The sequence below is a fragment of the Leptospira fletcheri genome (assembly GCF_004769195.1).
Taxonomy (GTDB): domain Bacteria; phylum Spirochaetota; class Leptospiria; order Leptospirales; family Leptospiraceae; genus Leptospira_B; species Leptospira_B fletcheri.
The window spans coordinates 1193591-1218862 of record NZ_RQET01000004.1 but is presented as its reverse complement, the minus strand read 5'-3'; the positions used below and the strand labels follow the sequence as shown (position 1 = coordinate 1218862).

Sequence of the window (25272 nt, the reverse complement as noted above, 5' to 3'; positions counted from 1 at the left end):
AATAAACTTAAAAGGATCCGCTTTGTGAGCAAACGAAGGTAGTTCCCTCGTTATTCAATTTTTCCTAATTCTCTAATTCTTCGAAACTTTCAAAGCCGAGCTTTTCGTTCTTTGATCGATCCAGCTAGTATAATGATCGACGAACGTTTCCTTAACCGATCTGTAGGCAACTCCCAATTCATCGATACTTCGTTTATTGTCCGTTAAAAAACGTATTCCAAAATGTTTTTTCATAAAGTCCCGGTTCAATCCGAAGAAGGGACCGACCAACATGGCGGCCCAATTCGGCACTTGGAACTTCGGAAGCAAATACGGACGTCGATGGACGTTTCGAATCGCATTCGCCATCTCCAGGAGAGAGGACATCTCTTTATGAGCCAATATGAAACGTCCTTTAGCGTTCGTATTTTCGCCCGCTTTGATATGCGCGATCGCAAGGTCGCGGACATCTACTATAGTGAAACTTAGATTTGCGGCACCGTAAAAGAAATATCCTTTCAGAAGTTCTTCCATAAGAGAAAGACTTCCCGAATCGGAAGAGGAGGTAAGTGAGGGTCCTAGGACCAACCCTGGGCAGATCACGACCATGCTCCAACGTTTCTGATCCTCGAACATATTCCATGCGAGCTTCTCCGCCAGAACCTTCGAATAATGATAAGGCTGGTTCTCTAGATTGCTCGAAGTATTGAAATATTCTGCCGACAAAATCCGATCTTTCATATCGAATACGTCGATATAATCTCCGAATATTGCGCCTACCGTGGACGTAAGAACGACCCTGGATACGGAAGGGGTATTGTTAACGGAATCCAATACGTTCTTCGTTCCCATCAATGCCGGGACGAGCATCTGGTTCTGTCCGTCTACGATCTTTTCCGGAAGCAAAAAAGGGGAAGCGACATGATATACGATTTCGCAATCCTTCATCGCGGGGCCGAAAGACTCCAATTTTAGAAGGTCGGCTTCGAAGATTTTCAAACGATCCGGAAATTTTTCCTGCAATTCCCTTAACGGCTGCGTTTTTGCGAAATTTCCGATATTTCTTACGGTCGTATGAACGATGTCGTTTCCTTCCGTTAACAACTGGTGAACCAACTGGCTCCCTATATACCCGCTACCGCCGGTAACTAAAACTTTTTTATGCATTTACGAAGACCTCTTGTATGAGCGAAGAACGATTTAGATTCGCGTCCCGATTTCTATGCGATTTTCAAATGGAGAAAAAGATACCCCAAATAGTGAGTAATCACTCGCTTTTGTAAAGTAAAAATTGAATCATGCTGGGGCCGCGCCCTACGGGACGGGCTGCTTCGGGTTCGCGGAGAACCGCTCATCCAACACGCAGGTCCCATTTTATTCATAATTCATTTAACAATCCTGCGTGTTGGACAAGCCCTGCGCATCCCTCGCGGGTACTTCGTGGATCGGCGGGATATTGTATTTTCCGAATATTCAAAAATGCGAAGTTCCTTAGGCTGTAAACTTCTCAAGTATCTTGCCTAAGGACGTAAAAATTCGCTCTTTCAGCCTAAGTTAGCTATTTCATGCTATGGATCGCGACACGGTTTCCTTCGGAATCAAGGATAACCGCCATAAAGCCGTTCGGTCCGATCGAAGTCTTTTCCTGAAGAACGCTGCCTCCCGCATCTTTTACCCGATTTAAGGGCTTGGACAAATCTTCGCCCCCGTTCAGGTACAAAAGCGAGCCTTTATCGGATACTTTCTCCCCGTCTTCGACGAGACCTCCGGAAACACTACCGTCCGAATATGGAAATACGGCGTATTTCTTAGGCGCCCCTTCCATCATCGTTAATTCGAGATCGAATACTTTCGAATAAAACTCGATCGCCCTTTCCATGTTTTTAACCGGGATATCGAACCAAACCGCAAAATTCGCCATAAATCCTCCTAATGCATAAGCGAATATCTAAGATAGAAAAGAAATCTTACAAGTCCGATTCCATATCGGTGAAAAAATTCCCGGACCGATCATTTCAATCGGATTTTTGGAAACCCTTCATCCTGCCGAAAATTACAAAATCGCTTCGTCCTTTTGCATATGAAATAGGTTCGTCGACTCCTCGGGACTCCTCCGTATTTTGCTTAGTTTAAATTCTTCCATGCCGAAAATATTTATCACATTATCATAAAAATAATTTGACCATAATTGAATATTCTGTCTATTTAATGAAAATATTTTATTTCCAATAAGGAGAACTACGTGAGAAAATTCACACTAATCTTATTCCTGGCGGTTTCGGCCTGCATTTTCAGCTGCAAGGGAGAAAAAACTACGTTAGATGAATCTCAAACTCTTTTAAACGGGAATTGGGTATTGGATTCGGGTTGCGAACAAGATCCGAGTCCGAACCCTATTGGATGGTTGATTATACACAATAATTCCGTAATTTCCTGCCTCAAAGAATCGCAATCGGTTACGAAAGGGTTGATCGTAAGAACGAAAAACCAAGGTATTTATCGATTCGAATGGCAAAAAGGCGGATCTTCCACTGCCGAATATCCGGTCACTCAATGGCAACTTTTAGGTCTGACTTCCCAAGGAAGTACCAGTTGTTATTCGAGAGTGAAAAACCCTGCAAACAATCCACCTGCATTTTGTAACCAATAAGAATTTTCAACGGGATAAGAATCACTACGATTCTGGATGTCCGGAAAGCGGAGCTCGATTTGCTTCCGGACATTCAAGAACGATCGAATCGAAACTCGAATGCCTTAATTTTATTGCCTTCAAATCCCACCCATTATTTCCTCGATGCTAAATTTGATTTCCGGTCTCTATCGCATTTTTTCCGTCCCTTCCTCCTCCGATTCTTTTGCGTAATTGCACTTTCCGTTTTCGTTTCTTGAAACTCCATGAGCAAAGAAGAAATGTAGAAAGCGTATGTTTTTACAGTGGGCGCTTACCAGAAAAATAAATTGCAAAATACAAAAGGAATCTTCGAAGAAATACGACCGTACAATCGCGCCCTACCAACGACTGGGCTTAGTAGGTAGTCTCGATCCGAGGAATCATCGGCATATACCTAGCAACCAATTCAGATCGGCGTAGTTGGCAAAGAATATTATTTTGGAATTCTCTTGCTCTTGCTTCTTCCGTTGCTCTCGGGCAAAGTGTGAGTTATATTCTACGGGAAGAGAGTTTTCACAATGGCTATAACAAACGAATGGTTTTGCCGGAGTTAGTCCAGGATTACTTGAGCATTGATCTTCGGAGCCTATTCTTTTCTTATTATTTACCGAATACAAGCTGCCATTTGTTTTTTTGGATTCTTCCGACACTACTCTGTCTCCTCAGGGGGGTCAGAATTTTTTATCGCAGGCAATTTAAAAAGACTGTGTAAGACAGAGTCCTATCTCCACAACTGTCACCTAACTTGCGTGAATCTTGTACGATACTATATCATTAGCTTATTCCGTTATTTTAACTTTTGCGAGGCTCGAAGCGCTTACCTATCCGCATTCTTTTTACTTTTCCGCAGCTTCCGATTCCAGTTCAACTAGCCGAACGGCAGAGCGATGCTCCAAACCCTTCTGCCATTCGCGATGATCTCCGCGCTCGCTTGGCTCTTCCTATAGTTAGCAATGAAGAGGGCTTGGAAAAACTTTCCTATTTCGGACTCCAACGTTCGTTCAGTTCGGCAACGCCCCTTTCCCAAACGGGAGGATCATAAACGAAGGTTTCCTTCTTTCTCGTCCGATCGTTGGACGAAATCCACCACCCCGTAAAGGACCAAACGGAATTACTCACCGTCTCCTGTCGGATCAGATGTAACTTAGAATCGTAAATTTGAAACAGGGAATCCGTCCATTCCTCGTTGATGATGGGTATGATACCGAGGGAAAAGATGCTGAAGAAATATGTCAAAGCATGGATTCCGGAACCGCGAAGAGTCTGTCGTTCGAACTTTTGTACAAAATGCCCCACTACATAAAAACGAACCTCTCTCTTTTTTAAGGCCAGATTTTTTCCGATCGGATCCCAATCGAATAACTCGCAAAGATCCAAGATGGATCCCGCAAGTTCCTGATCGTAAAAATCTCGGATAAAATTCCGGATGGATTCCTGATCTACGGTTTTATCCATTCCAGAGAAAAGGATTTCTGCGATTGGAACTCCCCAATCCAATGGTGCGACAATCTGGTCCTTTTTGGGAACGGCCAAATACCTCTGTCCGGACACGTTCCTTCTTCCTTTAAAAAAATCGGAGAAGAACTTGGAGCCGTAATTTTCCAATAAATAATTCGTACATTCGCTTTTCGGAAAACCCTGGATCGTCTCGTTCTGAGGAACCGGATAGTACGGACGAAAACCTATAAGACCTACCATATTTTCGGTCGCGGAACTTGCGGAATGTTTCGCTAGGATCGGATCTCCGACCTTGTAGGAAGTGACGCAACTGAATTGCAAAAGTGTTGCAAGAATCGGTATGAAAAGGGAAAAAGGGGTAATATTTCGATGATCCATAAAAGCATTCCTACTTGAAATGAATTCCTTACGCTTGCAAAGAAGAAAAAAATTTTTTCACCTTACGATCATTTTAAGAATCGCCTCGAGCGGTTAGAATTAATGTTTTCAGAAATCTCTTCTCCTATCCTAGCAATTTCCGATCACAAAGTTCGCCGTATTTTGTCTTCCGTTTATGCAGTCATCGTCCCGATTTTCCTTTTACTCTTTGCTCGATCCCTTGTCGACGATGCCTACATCATCCTCTCTTATGTAAAAAACCTCTCCCAAAATTTTCAGTGGGGGATGTATGCTGGAATGCCTGCGAATACTGCGACTTCTCCTTTAAACGTAATCGCTTTATCTCTAACGAACTTTTTCGCAAAAGATCCGGAATCTTCCGTTTGGATCCTGAATTCCTTGGTATATTTGGGGATGTATCTGGTTGTGGATAAGATTGCGGAAAAAAAAGGTCTCCCCATTTACTCGGCGTTCACAATCTGCCTGATTCTGTTAAGTAATCCTTGGATTCTCTCCTCCCTGGGCTTAGAAAGCATTTTGGTGATTCTTTTCTTTTTGCTTTGCGTACTGTCTTATCTGAACAAGAATCCTGATCTTTTCGGGATCCATTCCGGTTTTCTATTCCTCGCGAGACCTGACGCGATCGTGATGACGATTCCGTTTTGGATCATGGGTTTCGGAAATAAGAAATATCGTGCAGCGGCCATAGGTCTTCTGGTCGTACTTCCATGGTTTCTTTTTTCCTGGTTCCAATTGGGAACACTATTGCCTGACACTTTCTTTATTAAAAAAATAGAAAAATCCTGGGGACATTACAGCTTCGCCAACGGATGGATCCTGTATTTCCGGAACTTGTTTCTGCCGGAGTCGATCGTTTCCATCCTTCCGATCTTCTTCGGCCTTCTCGCCGCTTGCGCAACCATGCGTGAGAAAGGATTCTGGAAAAAACCGGAAGTTCTGATTTTTCTTTCAGGTGCTCTGCACTTTCTCGCTTATTCTTTGCTGCGGGTGCCACCGTATCATTGGTACTACATCCCCTCACTCTTTTGTTTTCTTTTCGCTTCTCTATGCCTGTTACTACGCTTAAATTCTTCCAAATGGATCCGTTACTGCCTATTCGTCTGGATTTTTCTTTCCCTCTCCTGGAGCCTTTGGCCGAAAAAAGGAGATGGCATCTTCTCCTCGGAAATGCCGATCCATACGAATTGGGCCAAACGGGACCATTACAAAGCGATGGCCGAAGAGCTCGATCGACAGTTCTACGAAGGAACCTACGTACGCTGTTATTGTGAAATTGGAACATTGACATTCTTCTCGAAGAACGTCATCTTACGGAACGAATTTACGGAAAGAGTGGACTATATCAGTCTTTTCCGATACCTGGAGCTGAACGCAAGGGAATTCGATTTTTTACGGTCCGCCTTTATCCGATTCAATTTTTTTCATATAGAAAAAGTCCAGAAGCGGTACCCGAATCTTCCTTCCCCTAAGTATTCCATTGGAGCCGACCCGCCAAATCCGAACTCGGCTGTACTCTTAGGAAAAGGATCCAGTCGCTGGTCTTCCGAATTTTCCCTATATCTGTGGAAGACTGAAGGATCTCCCGAAAAGGATCATTAAGAATTCTCGTAACTCATTTTGACGAAACCCAGTTTCGTATTCACGATAAAGATTCCGAAGATGACCAAAAAGGCTCCGCCTAGATCGAATACGTTCGGAGTTTCTCCCAGGATCCAAGAGGTCAACATGGCAACGACAGGAATCAGGTTCCCGAAAATGACCGCCTTGTCAGGGCCCACAGCTTGGATCCCGTAATTCCAGCAAAGATATCCCACGAAAGTACTGAACGCCGCCATATATAGGATGGCGTACCAGGCAGAACCGGGAGCGTTTTTCCATTCCACGCTCCAATCCCCATTGACCAGTGTCAGGACCAGCAGCGCGATCGTTCCGAATAAGGCGGTAAATGCGGTTGTTTGGATCGTGGAAACGCCCGGTATGAATTTCTTCATTCCTACCGAATAAAAACTCCAGCAAGTGGCTGCGGTTAGAATGAATAGAATTCCTTCCCCATGAAAGGCTTGGATCAAGGCGCTTATGCTTCCGTCGGAAATGACGAGCATGACTCCGATAAAGGAGATCAGAGTTCCTAGATAGTGCTGGAACCTGATCCTTGTTTTCAAAAGAAAGTAAGAGAGAAAAATTGCGATCGCCGGTGCGACGGCGACTACGATCGCCGCATTCATGGGAGAAGCCTTCTTCATTCCTAGAAAGAAAAAGAAATTGAATCCGAAAACCCCGATGATTCCGAGAGCGACGAATACGATCAGAGTTCTTTTATCCACCTTCAAGAGTTTTCTATCCGTGAAAAATACGAATGAAAACAAAAAGAATGTGGCCAAAACGAAACGAAGCGCTCCCGCTAAGCTGGGCGAAAAGAAAGAAAGCGCTTCCTTTGCGACATGGAATGTCGTCCCCGTGATCAGGGCAAAAAATACTAGAAAAACGTACGGTTTGATAGATTGCATATCGATCCCTATTCTGTTCCTAAAAGAGTTTCATATTCTTTTAATTTCGCTTTTGTAAGCTTGATCATCGCTTCCAGATCCTTCTTCTTTTGTTCCAACTTCTGCAAATGGGTCTCTAAGATCCGGATCCTTTTGTTTAAAGGCGGTTTGAAATTTTCCCCGCTTTGTACCTGATCCAGAAGGCATCCTTCTATAAAAAATTCTTTGATATCGTCCAGGGACATGTTCATCTCTTTCAGGGCTTTAATCCCTTTGAGATGTCGAATTTCCTTTTCCGAATATTTACGGTCCTTCCCGTGCATTCTTTCCGGCTTGGGCAAAATCCCGATCTTCTCGTAATAGCGAAGCGTATAAGAGCTGAAATTCGTAATCTCCGAGATTTCCGAAATGCTCAGGAATTGATTCATTTGGATTCTCCCCTATCCTCGGTGCCTATCGATTGGACCGACTTAGAGTTAGCTCTAAGTCTAAATTTATCGCCGGACTTGGCAAAAAAATTCCACGAATTTCGGACGATAGAACATAGAGTCGAAAAAACATATAGTTTGTCATCGAACTTTTTTATGAAAACGGAATCCCCGAGAGTTTCTTCGAAAAGAAGTCTGATCTTAGGATTCCGGACGATATTTTTGGTTGCGGATTATAAGATCAGACGAATTCATTCCTATTTCGAATAGTATCTAAGCATGACCAAAGAACATTTCGACGTGATCACCGTCGGTGCAGGGCTCTCCGGAATCAGTGCCGGTTACCATCTGCAAAAATTCTGCCCGGGAAAGAAATACACGATCCTAGAAGGCAGATCCGATATTGGCGGAACCTGGAGCCTATTTCAATACCCGGGGATTCGTTCCGATTCCGACATGTTCACTTTAGGATATTCTTTTCGACCCTGGAGAGAAGCGAAGGCGATCGCCGACGGTCCTTCCATTCTGAAATACGTACGGGACACTGCGAAAGAGTTCGGCATCGATAAAAATATCCGCTTCGAGCATAAGGTCCTTTCCGCCTCTTGGTCGGACAAGGATCTACGATGGACAATAAAGGTCGAAGTCGGCCCGAAAAAGGAAAAGCGGACTTATACCGCGAACTTTTTATACATCTGCAGCGGATATTACAATTACGAAAAGGGGTTCACCCCTAAGTTCTCCGGAATCGAAAAGTTCAAAGGCAAACTGATCCATCCCCAACATTGGCCCAAGGACCTGAATTATACCGGAAAGAAAGTGGTAGTGATCGGAAGCGGCGCGACTGCCGTGACCCTCGTGCCTTCCATGGCGGAACAAACGGCTCATATTACGATGCTCCAAAGGTCTCCTACCTACATCACGAGCCTTCCGTCCAAGGATATAGTGGCGGACATACTTAGGTTTCTTCTTCCCGCAAAATTAGCCCATCACATCGCTCGAGTTAAGAATATCCTAATACAGATCTGGTTCTATCAGCTCTGTAAGAGATCGCCTAACCTGGCCAAATGGCTGATCCGAGCCAGACTGAAGGCAGCTCTTCCGAAAGGCTACGAAGTGGACACTCATTTCAAGCCGAGTTACGAACCTTGGGACCAAAGGGTTTGTCTGGTTCCGGATTCGGACCTGTTCAAGGCCATCTCCAAAGGAAAAGCGTCCATCGTCACCGATCAGATAGAGACTTTTACGCCTCACGGTATCAAGCTGAAATCGGGCAAGGAATTGGAAGCGGATATCATCGTTACGGCGACCGGTCTGGATCTAGTGGCTGTCGGAGGAATTCGTTTAACGATAAACGAGTCAGCCGTGGATATTTCCAAACTGTACACGTTCAAGGGTCTCATGCTAAGCGACATTCCCAACTTCGCTTTCTGTGTCGGATATACGAACGCATCCTGGACCTTAAGGGCGGATCTGACTTCCACTTATGTGTCTCGTCTCCTGAATCACATGGATTCCAACGGATACTCCAAATGCGTCCCTATTTGTGACGAATCCGAAATGGAAAAAGAACCTATCCTGGATCTGAATTCCGGATATATCCGGAGATCCTTAGACAAATTCCCGACGAGAGGGGCTCACAGACCTTGGCGATTCCATCAAAATTACATAATGGATTTATTCGATATAAATTTCGCGAATATAAAAGATTCCAATCTTTCCTTCGGATAGAAAGGAACCAGTACGAAGCAAAAAGGAAAACTGAATGAAAAATTTTAAAAACAAAGTAGCTGCGATTACCGGAGCCGGTTCGGGAATGGGAAGAGAACTAGCGATCCAACTCGCGGAGCAAGGCTGCCATCTTGCCTTATCCGACGTGAACGAATCCGGATTGGCGGAAACCATTCGGATCATTAAGGACCGAAATCAAAATAACGTCATCATCACCGGCCAAAAGCTGGACGTAGCGGATCGTTCCGCAGTTTTTCAATGGGCTTCCCAGGTAGCTAAGGACCATAACAAAGTAAATTTGATCTTCAATAATGCGGGAATCGCCTTCGGTTCGACGATAGAAGGATTCGAAGAAAAGGATTTCAAGCGGGTCATCGATATCAATTTCTGGGGAGTGGTTCACGGGACCCAGGCCTTCCTTCCCTATTTAAAAACAAGCGGAGAAGGACATGTCATCAACACTTCCAGCGTATTCGGCATCATTGCAGTCCCGGGCACTTCCGCTTATAACGCTTCCAAATTCGCAGTCAGAGGATTCACCGAAACTTTAAGGCAGGAATTGGACGTTATGAAATGCGGGGTCTCGGCTACGAGCGTTCATCCGGGAGGGATCCAAACCGCGATCGCTAAGAGTTCTCAAATCAACGAAAGCCTAAAGTCTCTAGGCATGGATCCGAATGTCGCGAAGGATAAAATGGCCGCTCAATTCATTACGACTCCGAAGAAAGCTGCATCCGTGATCCTAAAAGGAGTTCGGAAAAACTCACGTAGAGTCCTGATCGGCCCGGATGCCGGCTTTGCTGATCTTATGCAGCGTATCTTTCCCGGGGCTTATCAAGTGCTGGTAGGAAAACTGCTTTTAAGAAGGATGAGATAGATTCGGATTGCTACAACATCACTTTTCCAAAGTATCTAGGAGGTTCGCGAAAATCTTGCTCACCGTTTTCTGGATATCCGGATCTCCGTAGTCCCCGGCAGTGATCACGCAAGTGAGATCGAGTTCGGGTACCACGAATATCCTTTGACCGCCGTTTCCGATCGCCGCACTCCAGCGCAGCTTTTGCCCTTGTCGATCAAAGGCACCGGTCCACCATTGGTATCCGTATTCCACAACTTCTCCGTTGACGCTCATAAGGTTTATGTCCGTTGTTACATGAGGGCGAATAGAATCTTCAACCCACGACGCCGAGACCAAAGACTTTCCCTTCCATATTCCGTTTTGATTGATAAGTCTGCCGATCTTCAACATATCTCGGGGTTTCAGCCTTAATCCGGCATATGCCATAGGAATGCCTCGAAACGTCTCCGCCCATTCCCATTCATAGATGCCAAGAGGAGAAAAGAAGTCCTCTTGAGCGATTTGAAGAAGGTTACGTCCATCTATTTTTGTTAATATATCAGCCAAAGCGGAAGTGGCGCCTCCGGAATAATTGAACTTCTCTCCGGGTACTGTCTCCAACTCTCTGTCGAAATAATAGGAAACAAGATCTTTCTTCCAGAGCAAGGGAAGCTCATCACTCGTAAGAGGACCGTTCCTCATTTCCTGCCAATTCAAACCTGCGCTCATCGTCAATAGATGCCGGATTCGAATCTTTTCGCGCCCTTGTGAACTCAAACCCTTTAGGTCAGGATACGAATCCAAAAAAGGATCGTCCAATTTCAATTTTCCTTTATCGATCGCGATCCCGAGAAGGAGACTGACCACACTTTTACTGACGGAACGTTGGTCGTGTAGCTGAGTCGCATCGAATGGAACAGCCGAAGAAAAAGGCCAACGAAACCCATAGTTGCGAGCCATGGACCGATCCCTTCCCTTAAGATACATCTCTGCGACCAGTTTCCCGCTGCGTTCCACTAAGACGCTGTGGATATTTTCTCCGCTTTCGGAAATTTCCTTCAAACGAAGACAAAGTTTTCCCTCATGAAATCCTTGGGAAGCGGGAGAATCCGTCTTCCAATCGGAGTCCGACACGGGTATTTTGCAAGCGAAGCGATCGGATTCGGCTCGCAAGAGATCAGTGTTTACGAGCAAGAAACAGAAAAAGAGGCCTAGTAAAACTTTCATATCGATAGAAGATAAAACCGGAATTCTCTCCACATTCTTCTCCTTAAATTTCTTTGGCGACATCATTTCAATTGATCAATTTTTAACTTTTGGTCTAATAAACCTTTTTAACGAATTTCAATGCAGAACAGAACATGAAGAAATTTGCAACCTGCTTTGCAACGATTCTAACGGATCAATTAAAAACGCAAATGGAACAGATTAGGAAGAGCCGATGGGACAAATCCTGTACGGGCGGCAATCGTATTTTTCTTTTTCCCTCTTTAAACAAAAAGGAACACGAAAGGACAAATAGGCTCTAGTTTGGATGCGTTCGCCGGAAGAAAATTGGTTTCAAAGTTCTCGTTTTTTCCCGTTTTTTAAAGTCTACTAACAAATACGAAATTAGGTCTGCGGATCCATTCATTCATTGAGCAGGAACGGAATCATTAGGCAGGTCGATCTTACTTGTTTCGGACTCTAGGGCGAGGGTGGAAAGAAATGGAGCGCAGGAAGGCAGACAGATATTTTTCCGAGGAAATCAGCAAATTTAAAGTTCGGGCCAAAATCGCCGAAATCGGAGTCAACGGATATATATTCGATATCTCCGAACTAGGCGTTGGAATTGTCGGCCAAATGTCGGATGAAAAGGGAATATTCATTGGAACAAATATCTCCGGATATATAATGAGTCCCGATGAAAAAAGAAAATTCCACTTCGAAGGATCGATCGTCAGAAAGGAATTGATTTCCCACAATGAAATCGAAAAGCTCCTGATCGGAATCAGATTTTCAGTCAAAATCTCTTTGCCGGATTATTTGACCATGTTTGCCATGCCTGTAGGATTCATTGTCGATTAACACCGAATCGGTCCCGGTCCCAATCTACACGAAATGGGCACTTATCGATTCTCATTTCTCCAATTGTTTTCGATCTTTCTTTTCATATTTTCCAAAAGTTCGAATTTTAATGAAGTATGAATAACTTCAGAATTTATATGTATTGATGACCTGCTGAAGATTCTCTCCGATTCGTTCGACATCGTTTGAATTTTCCAAAAGAGTTAATGAACTTTCGGCTATTACTTGAGTTCCGGAAGTAATCACCTGGATTGACTTGGATATTTCTGTCACCGCGATCTTTTCTTGGTTTGCTGCATCCAGTATTTGGTGCGAATTTTCAACGATCATTTGGATAGAATTTACAATCTTGTCCGCATCGTGACTTTGTTTTTCTTTCGCATTGCTCACCAAACTTGCTACATCACGTATTCTAGAACTATTATTCAGAAGTTGGTTAAAACTATTCTCCATTTCTTCCACCATCTGAACGCTGTTTACAATTGCTTTTTTTGTTTCGAGAGTAAGCGAAAGGATATTCCGAGTATTCTGAGCGGTTTGATCCGCTAATTTTGTGATTTCTTGCGCTACTACCGCAAATCCTTTTCCCATTTCACCTGCACGCGCGGCTTCAATTGCGGCATTCAGAGCCAATAGATTCGTTTTCTCGGATATTTCATTGATAATATCCACGACCTCGTCAATACGCGAAGCCTTTTGATTCACCTCATGAATCGAATCTGAAGTTTTTCTTGAACTTAACATTCCGGAAGCAGCCTGCGTTGAAAACTCTTCCGTCAGACGTTTCATATCTTGCATTGCTTCCTCTACATCCTTCATAGCAGATCGGAATTGAATTACTACGGTTTCTATTTCTTTCAAATGTCCTGACTCAATCGTAAGATTTCCGAGAACGCTTTCTACCGACGCCGTAAGTTCCTCCGTTGCCGCCGAAGTTTCTTCGGAGGATGCTGCCTGATCCTGAGCTGCGTCGGAATATTTTCTAACAAGTTCCGCAGCATCTTTCGACCGAATCGTGAGCTTTCCTGCGACTTGTCGAAGTAAAAATATTATCTCGGTAAAATTCAGAATAAAAACCCCCATCCATTTTAGGAGTCCGCCGATTTCATCGTTTATTCCATAGTCGAGATTTTCCTTTAATTCCCCTCCTCCTCTTACGATCTGCCGTATCTTATTTGTACTATCCCTAAGTACATCCAATATACTTTTTATAGTCAGAAACTGGAATAAAATCAAAAGCCCCAGAATAGAAATTACGGAATAAGTAGCAATCAATCCTTCTCTTTTCGATCGTTCGGCTTTTATCCTTAATTTCCTGGCAAGACTAGACGCAACCTTTTGATTCAGAGCAAATACGCTGTCGATGCACTCGGTGATCGGATCGAAAAATTCCCCGGACTTTATTCTGGGCCGTTCGGTATCAACGATTTCCGATAGAATAAGAGCCGTAATTTTATCTATTTTTTCGTTCGTATCAGCATACCCTGATACGAAATCTTTTTCATCCGGATTAAATTGAATTATGTATTCGAAATTCTTTGAGAGATTTTCGACGGAACCTCCCGCATAGCCGAGCAATTCCTTGATCCTGAATTTATCGGAATCGGATATACTCTCCCCTTTTACGAGAAGCGGAGAAATATAAGCCCGCAATTGTCCGAGACTTTCAGCAAGATTCGGAAGCTTTGAAACCGAGGCATCCACCATAAAATGCGTATCTTTTTCCGAATCGAGAAATAAACCGGAAGCGACTCCAACAGAACTATCTAAGTCCAATATTAAACGAATTAATTTTACGTGTCTCGAGAAGCTTTCCCTATAGGTAAGTTTACGATTATTATCCCGTAAGTTTTCCCACTCTCTTATAACCGATTTTCCTTTTTCGAAAGTATGAAACTTATTTCCGGCCGTTTCATTAAGAAGCTCGAATTCTTTATATCTTGAATTCATTTCATTTTCGATTTCTGTAATTTTCGGCAAAAGGTCGCTTTCTCCGTTCAAAAACCTCCCGAAAAGCCCTCTGTGTTTTGCAGTGAGCTGCATCAATTCCGTAAGCTTCAGATTATATTCACTACCCTCCAGCCGATCAATCGAACCGATATATTCCTTGTTTATATCTAGAATAATTTTCAATGATAATGACCCCAAAGCAATTGCCATTAAGAAAAGTATGAAAAGGAGCTTTGTTTTGATGCGATACCTTTGTAAAAATTTTGTCGGATTTAATATCCACTGGATACTAAATTTAGCGCCTTTTTTATCCTGATAACTTTTAATTGCTGCGGCTATCTGCTCGCCTGTTGGCTTTATTCTTACGGCCGTAAAACCGATTCTCTTCCCATTCGAATCAAAAACGGGAGTAACCGTCATGTACGCCCAATAGTAATTCCCGGATTTTAGCCTATTTTTGATAACTCCGTTCCAAGGATCCCCGGAAAGAATCGCTGCCCACATTTCCTTGAATACCGCGTCCGGCATTTCGGGATGGCGCATGATATTGTGACTTTTCCCGATCACATCTTCCCGAGAATATCCGCTAAATAGGAGCATATCATGATTCGCTTCTATTATTTTTCCGGAGATGTCTGTTGTACTGACGAGAGTAGTATTTTCCGGAATATCCACCTGGTTGCCGATGCCATCTGGGCTTGCGATCTGCATACTCACTCCTGCTCAAACAAATATAGAAAATAAAATTTCATACTGTAGCTTTCAACCCCGGTCCCATTTTTGGACCAATTATACTCTAGAAAAAACTTTCTTAAGCTACATAATCTTCAAACTCAAAGGGAATAGCATAAACTAAGAAAGAATGCGATCTGTGTCTATTCTAATAAATTTTGAAACGACTGCTTCTACGTCTCATAATGGATGAAAGTAATTCTATCTTATCTCTCTTTTTAAGGAACTAAAAATGAATTCAGATACTTCCTCCTCCCAACAATCCCTCTCTCTACGGATAATCCTTCCAGCTTTGTTTAAAGGTAGAAATCCATAGGCTTGGCGTTCGAAGCGGTAACAGGTGCAAATTTCAAGCGAAACTCCGTTGGCATGCCGATCTCTCGAGCAAACAGATCAATTCAAAATGAGTAGATCCATAATATATTGAAACCTTATCTACAATCGAATACCATCCTGAATCTTATCTCAAATTTGTTAATTAAAAAGAAAGAGTCTCAATACAGATTGCGTGCGAGTAAACAATTCCATTCGTGAATGCGGTCGTAAAAAATAAACACCAAGGGTCCGATAGAGCAAGCCCCCATGAAAGGATGATATCTTTCAGACAAGCTAAGGTTATAACGAAAATTGTTCGAAGAACTAAAACTTCACACTCAACGATTTGCGAATCCAAGTAGAAAGTTTTTGCCTACACCGATGATTCGAAAATCTGACGGCTCAACCTTGGGCATTTCATGGCCTATCTTCAAAAGCCAAAAAAAGCAAATCGTGTTATCCCGAAAAGAGCATTCTCGATAACTATTTTATTATCGAGAAGTTAACGGAATTAACATCTCAAGACTAATAACTTAAGCGGATTTAGAATTTTTTGAGAAGATTAGATCTCGTCCGAACTTACAGACATTATCATTCACTAAGAGTGCAAATGAATTAGGCCCAGATTCGAAAGTACTCAGATGAGAAATACTCTCATCCGCTGAGGCACTAACTCACGAAATTTCCTAAAGCTTAAAAAAAATTGCCTTGATTTTTCATAGAACATATTTTCTTTAATAAAATAATCTAATGCAATCAAAGAATACTTCGCACCTATATTCAACTGTAAGCTTAGTCCTCGGCGTTAGTCTGCTTTTGAGCCGTTGCACTCATTCGAATTTTGTCCGCCAGATTTACAATAACGAAGACTATAAAACCGAATATCAATCTTCAGAAAGAAAATTATCGGTTGCCCTATTGAAAGTCAAGTTGCCATCTTTTTCATATATGCTTAACAAAGCTCTAGCTATGCCGATTCGGCCTATAAATTCTAAACGCTCTCAGCCTTTTATATACATCTATACTAGTACCGCAGGTGCTAAAACAAATTTAAATCAATGCAGAATGATTGTTCTCCCTCCTAACGACTATGAATTTGGTCGTTATGAAGAGAATGCAGCGAAGAGAGATGGAAGAGTTACGTCTTATGAAAAAATTACTCCCGTTTTTTTTGTAAATCGATCCTTCACAATTGAACCTGATCGAAATTATTATTTAGGCGAATTTAACCTATCGCAAGAGGGTGACTATCTGATAACATTTAATGAAAAGGATAAAAAGGAATGTGAAGACTATTTTAAAGTAATTGCAAATACTTCAATGCCTATTTTTATAAATGCATCATATAAAGAATATTTCGGTCCAAATAAATACCTAAAAAAGAATATAGAATGAAAAAGTTAATCTTTTCTCTCATAAGCTTCTATTGTATCTCAAATTGTATCGTTGTAAGCCAAAAGGAAAGGGCCTATAATTTTGAATACGACGGGAAAAAATTGGCTCCGACCACATTCGTAATTACGGGCTTTTCCAAAGATCCGACTTATAAACAATTGCTGTCCAGGAAAGATAAATTTTATAATCTGATTGGGTCCTGCTACTGTTTTAGCGAATATAACGTTTATCCTTTGGGAATTCCAAAGGGGGCCAAAATTCATGACTATATCATTAAGTTGGAATATGATCGTGACAGCCTTCTTGAGATCGGATGGCCCGGTTTGCTTTCGCTGATAACGTTTTCAGTGATCCCTTCTTGGAGAACACATTATACACACTATAAATATACTATTTATAATAAAAATGGTCAGGAATTGAAAACGAATGAATTTAACAATGAAACCACTAAAATTATTCAACTCTTTATGATTTTTCCATCAATGTTCGACACTCATTTTCGAGAATCATACGACAATAAAGCCTTCGACCAAGTTTTTAATGAGATATACTATAGCGGTACGATACCTTTTGCGGGGAAATAATGATAAAATCGGATTTTCTTGAAAGCTATTTTTAAGGCTGAATTTGAATCGAATCGGCAAAACAAATCGCATAGAGTTTTAAATAAATCTCGCAAACATTTATGAGGATTACGTCGGAGCCCCCTCACATTTTAAATAAGTCCGTCCATCAGAATGCAGCATTCATTGAATCTATGGGCAATTTTACCTCTGGACCAGGGCCAAGCCGAAATTTTCACCCTTAGGCTGAATCAATATAGCAAATCACGGATGAAATGAATTTCGTTTAATATTAATTTTTTTTATAAATATAATATAAAACCATTTAAAATTATTGACCCTTTTTGCCGACCAGTGCCAACGTTGTCATAAAGCGACACGATTCCTTCGTTTCCAATTTATGATTTTAACTCAGAGGATCAAATGACTGACTTATTCGTAATTTCAATTCTCTTATTTTTTTTAAATATTCTTTATACATTGTGTGCTTTGGTTTTTCCTAAACTTTTCTTCTGGAATAACTCCAGGACTTTCTCCCGCGGAAAGATCGTAAAGCAAGGCTCATTTTTAATCTTAACTCCATTGTTCCTTACCATGTTTGCCCTATTGAATATGGATACCCCTACCAACGATGTTTTCATAATTACTGTCGTTGTATTTTTGATTCCCGCTTCAATTACACTTATCTTATTCATTATATCCATGATAAAAGAAAATGCTTCTATTGCTGCTGGTCAGGAATTCGCCGAGAATTTCAAGATCGATTTTCTTAGTAAGAATCGTATTCCTGAAACTGCAAGTATAGGAGCCTCTATCCATGGGAAATTAAACGAAACCTTGCTTTCTTCCGGTGATGGAGATCTATATATCTGGGAAGATGATACAAACTTAAATTTTGCTCTAATTAGCTTCGACGAAGAGGATTTGAATTCATCCGCCTGCCATTCCGCACAGTTGAGTAAAAAAAATATCGTTGGCTATACCATGAAAGGAAATCGCGACGTTTTAAGTACGGTTTCCGGAATGGATTCCTATTCCTACTCCAATTACTTTTTCGGTATACAAGACCGTGACGCCCGATACTACAACGCAATCACCACTGAACATACGGTTGTCGACGACAGAGTAACTGTTTTACATTATTTAGACGATAAAAAGGAACAACAAATAGAGATATTTTCTGTCGAAACGTATGATATCTTTCTCGAACTCATACCTGAGAAAGACCTTACGACTCCCGGAGTCAATAATTTTCAAAGCGCGCCGAGTGCCCCGATAGAAAACAGCCGAGATACTGCGGGAGAAATCGATAAATTGTTTAAATTAAAGGAATCGGGAGCCATCACAGATTCAGAATTTCAGGAATTAAAAAGAAAGTTGATCGAGAAGAAATAGATCGATCTTAAAAATCCACACGTTGGGGCAAATTTTAGATAAGATCTCAATCCCGAGTGAATTGAGATCTTATCTAAAATAGAAAATACCTACTCCTTCATACCTACAGCTTGTCATTAATTATGGCTGAACAGTTATTGTGTAACTGTTAACCCCTTCTATAGGCGCAAGATTAAAGTAAGTAAGATTCCCTCCAGGGAAATATACGGCGTACGTTATACCTCCGCCGCCATCCTTAATACCCTTAATTTGGAGCATTGAGGGAACTTCAATATAAAAAACTTCTGGCTTATGCTTGATCATAAAAGGCGCACCCAGCGATTTGCCGTCAACCAGAACTTCCACCACATCCCCATCCTCGGCTGCAAAATCCCAAATCAGCATTCTAGACTTTTTTCCATCGAAAGATTTTGGAAGTTGCACTTTAAAATCCTTCGAGACCAACCCACTATCTGAATCACTGTTTATTAACGTGGAGCCCTCTGCCACATTCTCTAAAGTTTGATTTGAAGGGATTTTCAAAGGAGCCACTTGTGAAATAGGGGAAAAAAGAAAGTAAGCCAGGCCAATAAAAACCAAGGCGATACCAAACAAAGCGGCTTTATTCCTTGATTGGACGCTTAATCGTTTATTCTTTCTTGTGACGGGAAGATTCACAAAATCCTTTTGTTTCGGCTCTTCATTTCCTAATGGTTTAGCTTTTTTTCCGGATAACGTTTCCTTTTTTTCTAATGGATCATTCACATTCCACCTTCTTCCTTATTGCTCAAATAAATTATAGTGCATCTTGTAAAACAAGAGCATGCATCGAATGCTTTATTGTATTCCGAAACAGTGTTACGGTTTAATACCCATAATGAAATTGTTGAGCCCCCCTACTGGAGCGAGATTAAAGTAAGTAAGATTACCTCCAGAGAAATATGCGGCGTAGGATATGCCACCCACACCATCCTTAACACCCTTAACTTGGATTGTCGAGGGAACTTCGATATAAAAAACGTTCGGCTTGTGCTTGATCATAAAAGGAGGACCCAGTGATTTTCCATTTACCAGAACTTCCACCACATCCCCATCCTCGTTCGCATAATCCCAAATCAGCATTTCGTATTTTCTATCAGAAGATTTAGGAAGTTCCACTTTAAAGTCCTTCGCAATTAGATTGACGGAATCGTTCGCCGCCAATATAAGACCCGGCCGGGTATTCTCTAAAGTTTGATTTGAAGAGATTTTTCGTGACTCTGGACTAATAAGAAAATAGGCTACGCCTATGAAAGCTAAGGCAATACCGAGCAAAGCAACTCCGCGCCGCAACGGATCGCTCGAATGTTCATTCTTATTTGTAACAGGAAAATTCCCGAGATTCTTCTGTTTAGGCTCCTCATTTATCGGAAGCTTATTTTTTTTGGGGTAGATTGTTTCCTTTTTTTCTAATGGATCATTCATATTCCACCTTCTTCCTTATTTCTCAAGTAAATTATACAGAATGCGTTGAAATAAGAACTTGTATATTATCATTTTCTTCATCTATTATATTCTAAGATAGCTCTAAGGCTTAAATTTCATAGAAAAAGCATTAGAATGCCCGAAGGAGGTGACGTTAAAATAAGTCGACTCATTTCCCGGGAAAAAAGCTGCATACGAAACGCCGCTCCCTCCATCTTTAACGCTCCTGATTCGAATCGTCGATGGCATCGATATGGAAAGCGATGTGGGTTTATTTGTCAGTACAAATGAGGACTGTAATGGCTTTTCATCGACCAAAATCTCAATCTCATCGTCGTCTTTTTCTGTAAGATTCCATAAAAATATTCTGTATTTCCCGTCGGACGATTTCGGAAGTTCTACTGTATAATCCTTGGCAACTAATGTCTGGATGAACTTGCTATTCAGACCTACGGTTCCTACTTTGCTGTTTTTTGTGGTTTGATTGTTGGATATTTCCTTTATTTCATTTTCCGGCAATGCATGAAAAAAGAATGAAGCCGCGAGCATAGCAAGAGTAGTTATCAAAATTGCATTACTAAATCTGGATACAAGAGGAGAACCCATGCTTTCGGAATCTTTTTCCTCCGACTCAATTTTAGTTTCAACCCGATCTTCGAAACCTTTTCTCTCTTCGGATTTATGGACGGAGCGAGAAGAAGTGGCGAAAGCATCGAATCTCTTCCTTTTCTCTTCAAATGAGTCTTTCACTTCAATTTTCTCCTTCTTCCTCTTGAACGGGATACTTAGAATACCAAATGGATAATAAGATGCGCACTACAACCAAAAACGACCCGGCACAAATGATCGCGGTAGTTTTACCAATTGCATTGAAATGCGCCCATTCATTTATGATCGTCTGACTGAATTGAAATGATGCAAACATGATAAATAGAATGCACACCAAAGGGGAAAGCACAGGAATGATTTCGTAAGGATATCGAAGATGTGGAGTCCTCATCCCAACAAAAATAATCATGCCGAAAAAAAGAATCTCTCCAATTGACCCTCCGTAAATCGGGATTTCATTTTTTATAATATCTAAAATATTGGATAAGCTTATTGGAATCATGAACAGGAATACCAACAATATAAAAATTACAAAAAGATTATATATGACCGAAATAGTCACATATATCCCCCTTTCGATTTTTTCAGCCGGTTCCAACGTGCTACCAGCGCTCGAATTTTTATTGTTATCGGAAAGTGCCATTTTTTTCCTTAGAAAAAGATATGAAATTGGGAAGATGATAAATAAAAGAAATAGAGCGACATTATATAATGCTCTCTTGGTTTTGCCATTGGTTTCATTTTCCATAATTTATAGTCCAGCAAAATCTTCCGGCAGGATCGTTATCAGAATTTCCTCAGTTAAATCTTTGCCAGTCTGCTTTAAAGCAATCAAACGATTTGCAAATTTCCTTTCCGTCTTTTCTACAATGTTACGGATCCCCCTGGCATTTCCGAAATTTTTCTCCAAAACTTTCAATTGAATCGTCTGCGCCAATGCCTCTCTCGCCTCTTTGGAAAGAAGATAACCCTTACCCTTTAGCATTGAATTTGCAATTTCCATCAACTCGCTAAGAGAATAATCAGGAAAAGTAATCACATTCGGAAAACGGGACCTAAGTCCTTCATTTGCGTTAAAAAAGTTTTCCATGTCGGCGCTATATCCCGCTAAAATTACGATAAGGTCCTCTCTATGATCTTCCATAGCCTTAACAATGGTATCGATTGCCTCTTTTCCGAAATCGTTACCATCTCCTCTCGCGAGAGAGTATGCTTCGTCGATAAATAAAACCCCACCCAATGCTTCTTGAATTTTTTCGCCGGTTTTGATTGCAGTTTGACCTACAAACCCGGCAACAAGCCCAGAACGATCTGTCTCAACAACCTTCTCGCCGGGAATAACACCGATTTCATTTAATCGTTGAGCGAGAATCCGAGCAATCGTCGTTTTTCCAGTTCCTGGATTTCCCAGAAAGACCATATGAAGGCTCTGCTTTCCACCGGCGGAAATCCCCATCTCACCTCTAAGCTTTGAGATTTCCGTCTGAGCGGAAATTTCACGGATGAATTTTTTAACGTTCTCCAGACCGATAATTTCGTCCAACTTTGAGAGTGAGCTTTTATTACTTGTGCCGATCCCGATTTCGAAATCCTCTAGGGTTAACGTACTAAGTTCCTTCTTCTCTTGTTCCGTTAAGGAATCCCCTTTTTTTCCCTCCTGCAACCACGAGGCCATGATCCTCTCTGATTGTTTTCGTCTCGCCGAATCGATCAGGTTATCGACGAGCCTGCCGTTACCCGATTCGTTTTTTCCGAGCACTTGCCGTCCGGCGAAGTATTTCGGCAATTGGGAAATCACTTCCTTCTCAATGGTAAAACCTTTCCGCTTTGCATTAATTTCGGAGATAAGAACCATCTCTTCCGGCGTATAGTCTAAAAATTCGATATTGATTGGTATTCTGGATCGGAGGCCTGGATTCATTTTGATCAAAGAGTCCATTTCATTCGTATATCCGGCAAGAATTACGACTAGATTATCCTTATTATTCTCGATCTCTCGGATCAAAGTGTCGATAGCTTCCTTTCCAAAATCGGAGACGCCACCCTCAGCAAGTTGATACGCTTCATCAATAAATAAGACACCGCCTATCGCCTCTTTAACTACGTCTGCAGTTTTCCGCGCCGTCTGACCTATATATTCTGCAACTAGATCTTTTCGTGTTACTTCTACTAAATGACCTTTCTTTAATACTCCGATTTCCCTTAACATCTTTGCGATCAGGCGAGCCACCGTCGTCTTCCCTGTTCCCGGATTTCCGGAAAAAACCATATTGAGTCTCTGGCCGGTGTCTCCCGCTAGGCCCGCATCTTTCCGGATTTTTTCGAGTCTAATCTGGTTTTCTAATGATTGAATGAAGGTTTTCACTTTATCCAATCCAACAATCCCAGCAAATGCGGATTCCAAATTAAAAGTCTCTTTTTGACCGATTCCGAAATCCTCGGGTAAAAGCGTCTTGAAATCGTCCGCAAGAGCTGAAGGAGTTTTTGATAATCGATCTCCTTGTCGCTTCTTCGCTTCGTCCAAAATATTTCGAACGAGTCGCCCGTTCCCCGAATCGTTTCGACCGGGTATCTGCCGCATTTCGAAAACATCCATAAGCCCCTGGTCAGCTTCAACAGGAATCTGGAAATCCTTTCCGCAAAGAAGTCGCAAGATGGAAAGCATTTCAGTCGGAGCGTAATCTGGAAATTCTATCGCATTCGGAATCCTGGAACTCATTCCAGGATTCGCATTGAAGAAATCCTTCATTTCGTTTGTGTATCCAGCGACGATAACCGCCAAATCGCTCCGATTGTCTTCCATAGCTTTTAGTAAAGTATCCAGTGCTTCTTTACCGAAAGAGTCTTGTTTATTCTGAACTAACGTATAGGCTTCGTCTATGAAAAGAACTCCTCCGATCGCTTCCTTGACTTTCGACATGGTTTGCGGAGCCGTATGTCCTACGTATCCGGCAACCAAATCCTGCCGGGAACATTCGATCGTATGACCTTCTTTTAATAGCCCCATTGCCTTATAAAGTCTGCCGATCAACCTCGCAACCGTAGTCTTTCCCGTCCCGGGATTTCCAGTAAAGGAAAGATGAAGAGTCAATGGACCTATATCCTGACCGAGCGCTTCACGTTCACGTCGCTGCGAAATTAAATTGGCCAATCGATTGATTTCTTGTTTTACTGATTCTAATCCGATGAATTTGTTCAATTCGGTAAGAACGTCTTCTACCGATTCTTTTTGAATCGATGTACTCGGCTTTAAAAACCAACCTTTACTTTCACTGCGAACGGCAGGCTGCCCATCTTTCATTAGTAATGATATTTCGGAACCTTTTCGAATCTTGTCTTCTGCAACCAAAGACTGAATTTTTTCAACATAAGACCGATCTATCCACTCCTCTATCGCTTCCCCCGCACGATTTTCCTTTTCTAAATAAAGAACCATATCATCAATGAAAGGCGATTCGTACTTTGTGTGAATTTGTAATCGGGTAGCAAATTCCGATCCCTTCTCATCCAGCTTAAATTGAAAAATTCTCTTTAAAGAGTCTTTGCTGAGCGGGGCAGAAATAGCAAAGGATCGAATGCAATGCCGAAAGGAAACGGGGATGTCCTCCAGAATCGATTGAGGTATTGTTTCGTAAGGCCCCGACTCTTTAGGGACTTTATCCATATACAGGATAATAAAGTAATTTTCGGCCTGAATTTTAACTCCTTGCTCTGTTCTAAAAAAACCGTTAGCCAATAATTCCGCGATATATTCTTGTATTCTAGTGTGGGTTTTTTCCCACCTCGAAAAACAAACGATCCCTTGACCCTCGGAAAATGCGCCTGAAACATCCGCGATAAAATTTATATCAATGTCTCGTTCGGAATACTGGCCGAGATCAATCTCAATCGTTTTTTCAAACGGAAAAAGGTCTTGTTCATCTAAAAAATGAACCAAGTAATTCAAAGCTCGTTTCTTACCAGTACCTGGAGGACCAGCAAGTAGGATGATATTCAAAAGTTTCCCTTGCTCGCCGGTCAGATATGGCAACTTAAATGTACTAACAAGGGAACGCAGGAATTCGTCCTGCTCTAACATAATATTGGTAAGCTTTTCGAGAACAACGGAGAACTTATCGTCCAATTTGTCAGCATCACCCGATTTCGCTGCAAGAATCTTTAACTTTCTCGCCAGAGCTTTCGGAGTTTCGTTTCGATTAGATATATTTGAAATTCCATTTACGGAAGCAAAAGAAGTCGGTCTGATGCGATTCAAACTACCGTTTGCAAATTGAACTGCATTTCTTTTCTTTGCTACTAAGCCATTTTGTTTAACGAAATCATAAAGTTGAAGCTCCGGAAATATAAAGCGCAATATTTGGTACAATCTCATTCTATCGAATCCTTCATTAGCCTTCCTTGGTAAATATTGGGGAAGTTTCGCGTAAAAAACCCGTACATGAAATACTTTCGAAATTTTATTTTCTGATCTCTCAGAAATTCCGACAAAGAAATTACGAACTGTATTTGCATCTTAATCGAACGAACAAACTCCGACAGATAGGGCTATCCATAACGATCGGCGTTTTTCATGCTTTGAATTTTAAGAAATAAACCTTTTATATAGCTATTGAATAAATAATCAATGCGACATCCCCAAAACCTATCGGAGACAAATCGGCCACGATCGACTTAGAACTAAAATTGTCACATTTTCTTAATCCATTTACTATTATATTTTAACAATATTCAAGCAAATATTTTACTAAAATAGCTAAATTTTAAAAGTTTACGATCGAAGAAATCAACGATTCGCGTAACGATTTTCAGGAAT

19 protein-coding genes are annotated in these 25272 nt (G+C 41.6%); 7 read left to right on the top strand and 12 right to left on the bottom strand.

The genetic code is table 11. The features are described from left to right. Positions 1 to 72 precede the first annotated feature (72 nt). A complete protein-coding gene (locus EHO60_RS09065) occupies positions 73 to 1146 on the bottom strand; it encodes an NAD-dependent epimerase/dehydratase family protein (RefSeq protein WP_135767786.1) in 1074 nt (357 codons plus the stop codon). Between the two features lie 391 nt (positions 1147 to 1537). Continuing rightward, positions 1538 to 1900 carry a VOC family protein gene (locus tag EHO60_RS09060; RefSeq protein WP_135767785.1) on the bottom strand — a complete coding sequence of 121 codons (363 nt, stop codon included), beginning with the start codon at positions 1898 to 1900 and terminating at the stop codon, positions 1538 to 1540. A 321-nt stretch (positions 1901 to 2221) separates the two neighbouring features. Here EHO60_RS09060 and EHO60_RS09055 point away from each other — a divergent pair, with 321 nt between their 5' ends. Beyond that, the gene (locus EHO60_RS09055) at positions 2222 to 2629 is read left to right on the top strand and encodes a hypothetical protein (protein ID WP_135767784.1); all 408 of its coding nucleotides are present in this window, start codon (positions 2222 to 2224) and stop codon (positions 2627 to 2629) included. A 999-nt stretch (positions 2630 to 3628) separates the two neighbouring features. Here EHO60_RS09055 and EHO60_RS09050 read toward each other — a convergent pair. Next, positions 3629 to 4486 (bottom strand): Lp29 family lipoprotein, encoded by an 858-nt coding sequence (locus EHO60_RS09050; protein ID WP_135767783.1) that lies wholly within the window; start codon positions 4484 to 4486, stop codon positions 3629 to 3631. A gap of 102 nt (positions 4487 to 4588) precedes the next feature. Here EHO60_RS09050 and EHO60_RS09045 point away from each other — a divergent pair, with 102 nt between their 5' ends. After that, the gene (locus EHO60_RS09045; protein WP_135767782.1) at positions 4589 to 6106 is read left to right on the top strand and encodes a hypothetical protein; all 1518 of its coding nucleotides are present in this window, start codon (positions 4589 to 4591) and stop codon (positions 6104 to 6106) included. Here the strand turns inward: EHO60_RS09045 and EHO60_RS09040 are convergent. Next, complete coding sequence (locus EHO60_RS09040; protein WP_135767781.1) at positions 6103 to 7014, bottom strand: DMT family transporter; 912 nt, start codon at positions 7012 to 7014, stop codon at positions 6103 to 6105. The two genes, EHO60_RS09045 and EHO60_RS09040, sit on opposite strands and share 4 nt — an antisense overlap. An 8-nt stretch (positions 7015 to 7022) precedes the next feature. Further along, on the bottom strand, positions 7023 to 7421 hold the full coding sequence (locus EHO60_RS09035; protein ID WP_135767780.1) for a MerR family transcriptional regulator: 399 nt from the start codon (positions 7419 to 7421) through the stop codon (positions 7023 to 7025). Between the two features lie 279 nt (positions 7422 to 7700). On the opposite strand from EHO60_RS09035, the gene EHO60_RS09030 reads away from it, so the two are divergent. Both EHO60_RS09030 and EHO60_RS09025 read left to right on the top strand, forming a co-directional pair. Then, positions 7701 to 9152, top strand: a complete 1452-nt coding sequence (locus EHO60_RS09030) for a flavin-containing monooxygenase (protein WP_135767779.1) — start codon at positions 7701 to 7703, stop codon at positions 9150 to 9152. A 34-nt stretch (positions 9153 to 9186) separates the two neighbouring features. Beyond that, positions 9187 to 10029, top strand: coding sequence for an SDR family NAD(P)-dependent oxidoreductase (locus EHO60_RS09025; protein ID WP_135767778.1), 843 nt, complete (start codon positions 9187 to 9189; stop codon positions 10027 to 10029). Positions 10030 to 10047: 18 nt separating this feature from the next. Here the strand turns inward: EHO60_RS09025 and EHO60_RS09020 are convergent, their stop codons facing one another. Beyond that, positions 10048 to 11217: a serine hydrolase domain-containing protein gene (locus EHO60_RS09020; protein ID WP_167880177.1), complete on the bottom strand. Its 1170-nt coding sequence runs from the start codon at positions 11215 to 11217 to the stop codon at positions 10048 to 10050. A 480-nt stretch (positions 11218 to 11697) separates the two neighbouring features. On the opposite strand from EHO60_RS09020, the gene EHO60_RS09015 reads away from it, so the two are divergent. Further along, positions 11698 to 12057, top strand: coding sequence for a PilZ domain-containing protein (locus tag EHO60_RS09015; protein WP_135767776.1), 360 nt, complete (start codon positions 11698 to 11700; stop codon positions 12055 to 12057). Positions 12058 to 12183: 126 nt separating this feature from the next. Here the strand turns inward: EHO60_RS09015 and EHO60_RS09010 are convergent, their stop codons facing one another. After that, on the bottom strand, positions 12184 to 14718 hold the full coding sequence (locus EHO60_RS09010; protein ID WP_246028204.1) for a methyl-accepting chemotaxis protein: 2535 nt from the start codon (positions 14716 to 14718) through the stop codon (positions 12184 to 12186). 1152 nt (positions 14719 to 15870) lie between these two features. On the opposite strand from EHO60_RS09010, the gene EHO60_RS09005 reads away from it, so the two are divergent. Further along, complete coding sequence (locus EHO60_RS09005) at positions 15871 to 16449, top strand: hypothetical protein (RefSeq protein WP_135767775.1); 579 nt, start codon at positions 15871 to 15873, stop codon at positions 16447 to 16449. Positions 16450 to 17435: 986 nt separating this feature from the next. After that, the gene (locus EHO60_RS09000; protein ID WP_135767774.1) at positions 17436 to 18407 is read left to right on the top strand and encodes an SHOCT domain-containing protein; all 972 of its coding nucleotides are present in this window, start codon (positions 17436 to 17438) and stop codon (positions 18405 to 18407) included. 120 nt (positions 18408 to 18527) lie between these two features. On the opposite strand, the gene EHO60_RS08995 is transcribed toward EHO60_RS09000, so the two are convergent. From EHO60_RS08995 to EHO60_RS08975, 5 genes are all read right to left on the bottom strand, one after another. Further along, positions 18528 to 19151 carry a hypothetical protein gene (locus tag EHO60_RS08995; protein WP_135767773.1) on the bottom strand — a complete coding sequence of 208 codons (624 nt, stop codon included), beginning with the start codon at positions 19149 to 19151 and terminating at the stop codon, positions 18528 to 18530. Between the two features lie 93 nt (positions 19152 to 19244). After that, positions 19245 to 19850: a hypothetical protein gene (locus EHO60_RS08990; protein WP_135767772.1), complete on the bottom strand. Its 606-nt coding sequence runs from the start codon at positions 19848 to 19850 to the stop codon at positions 19245 to 19247. Positions 19851 to 19952: 102 nt separating this feature from the next. Continuing rightward, entirely contained in the window at positions 19953 to 20600 is a 648-nt protein-coding gene (locus EHO60_RS08985; RefSeq protein ID WP_135767771.1) for a hypothetical protein, read from the bottom strand. A gap of 1 nt (position 20601) precedes the next feature. Then, positions 20602 to 21102, bottom strand: coding sequence for a hypothetical protein (locus EHO60_RS08980; protein ID WP_135767770.1), 501 nt, complete (start codon positions 21100 to 21102; stop codon positions 20602 to 20604). A 108-nt stretch (positions 21103 to 21210) separates the two neighbouring features. Beyond that, on the bottom strand, positions 21211 to 24831 hold the full coding sequence (locus tag EHO60_RS08975) for an AAA family ATPase (RefSeq protein ID WP_135767769.1): 3621 nt from the start codon (positions 24829 to 24831) through the stop codon (positions 21211 to 21213). Positions 24832 to 25272: the final 441 nt, after the last annotated feature.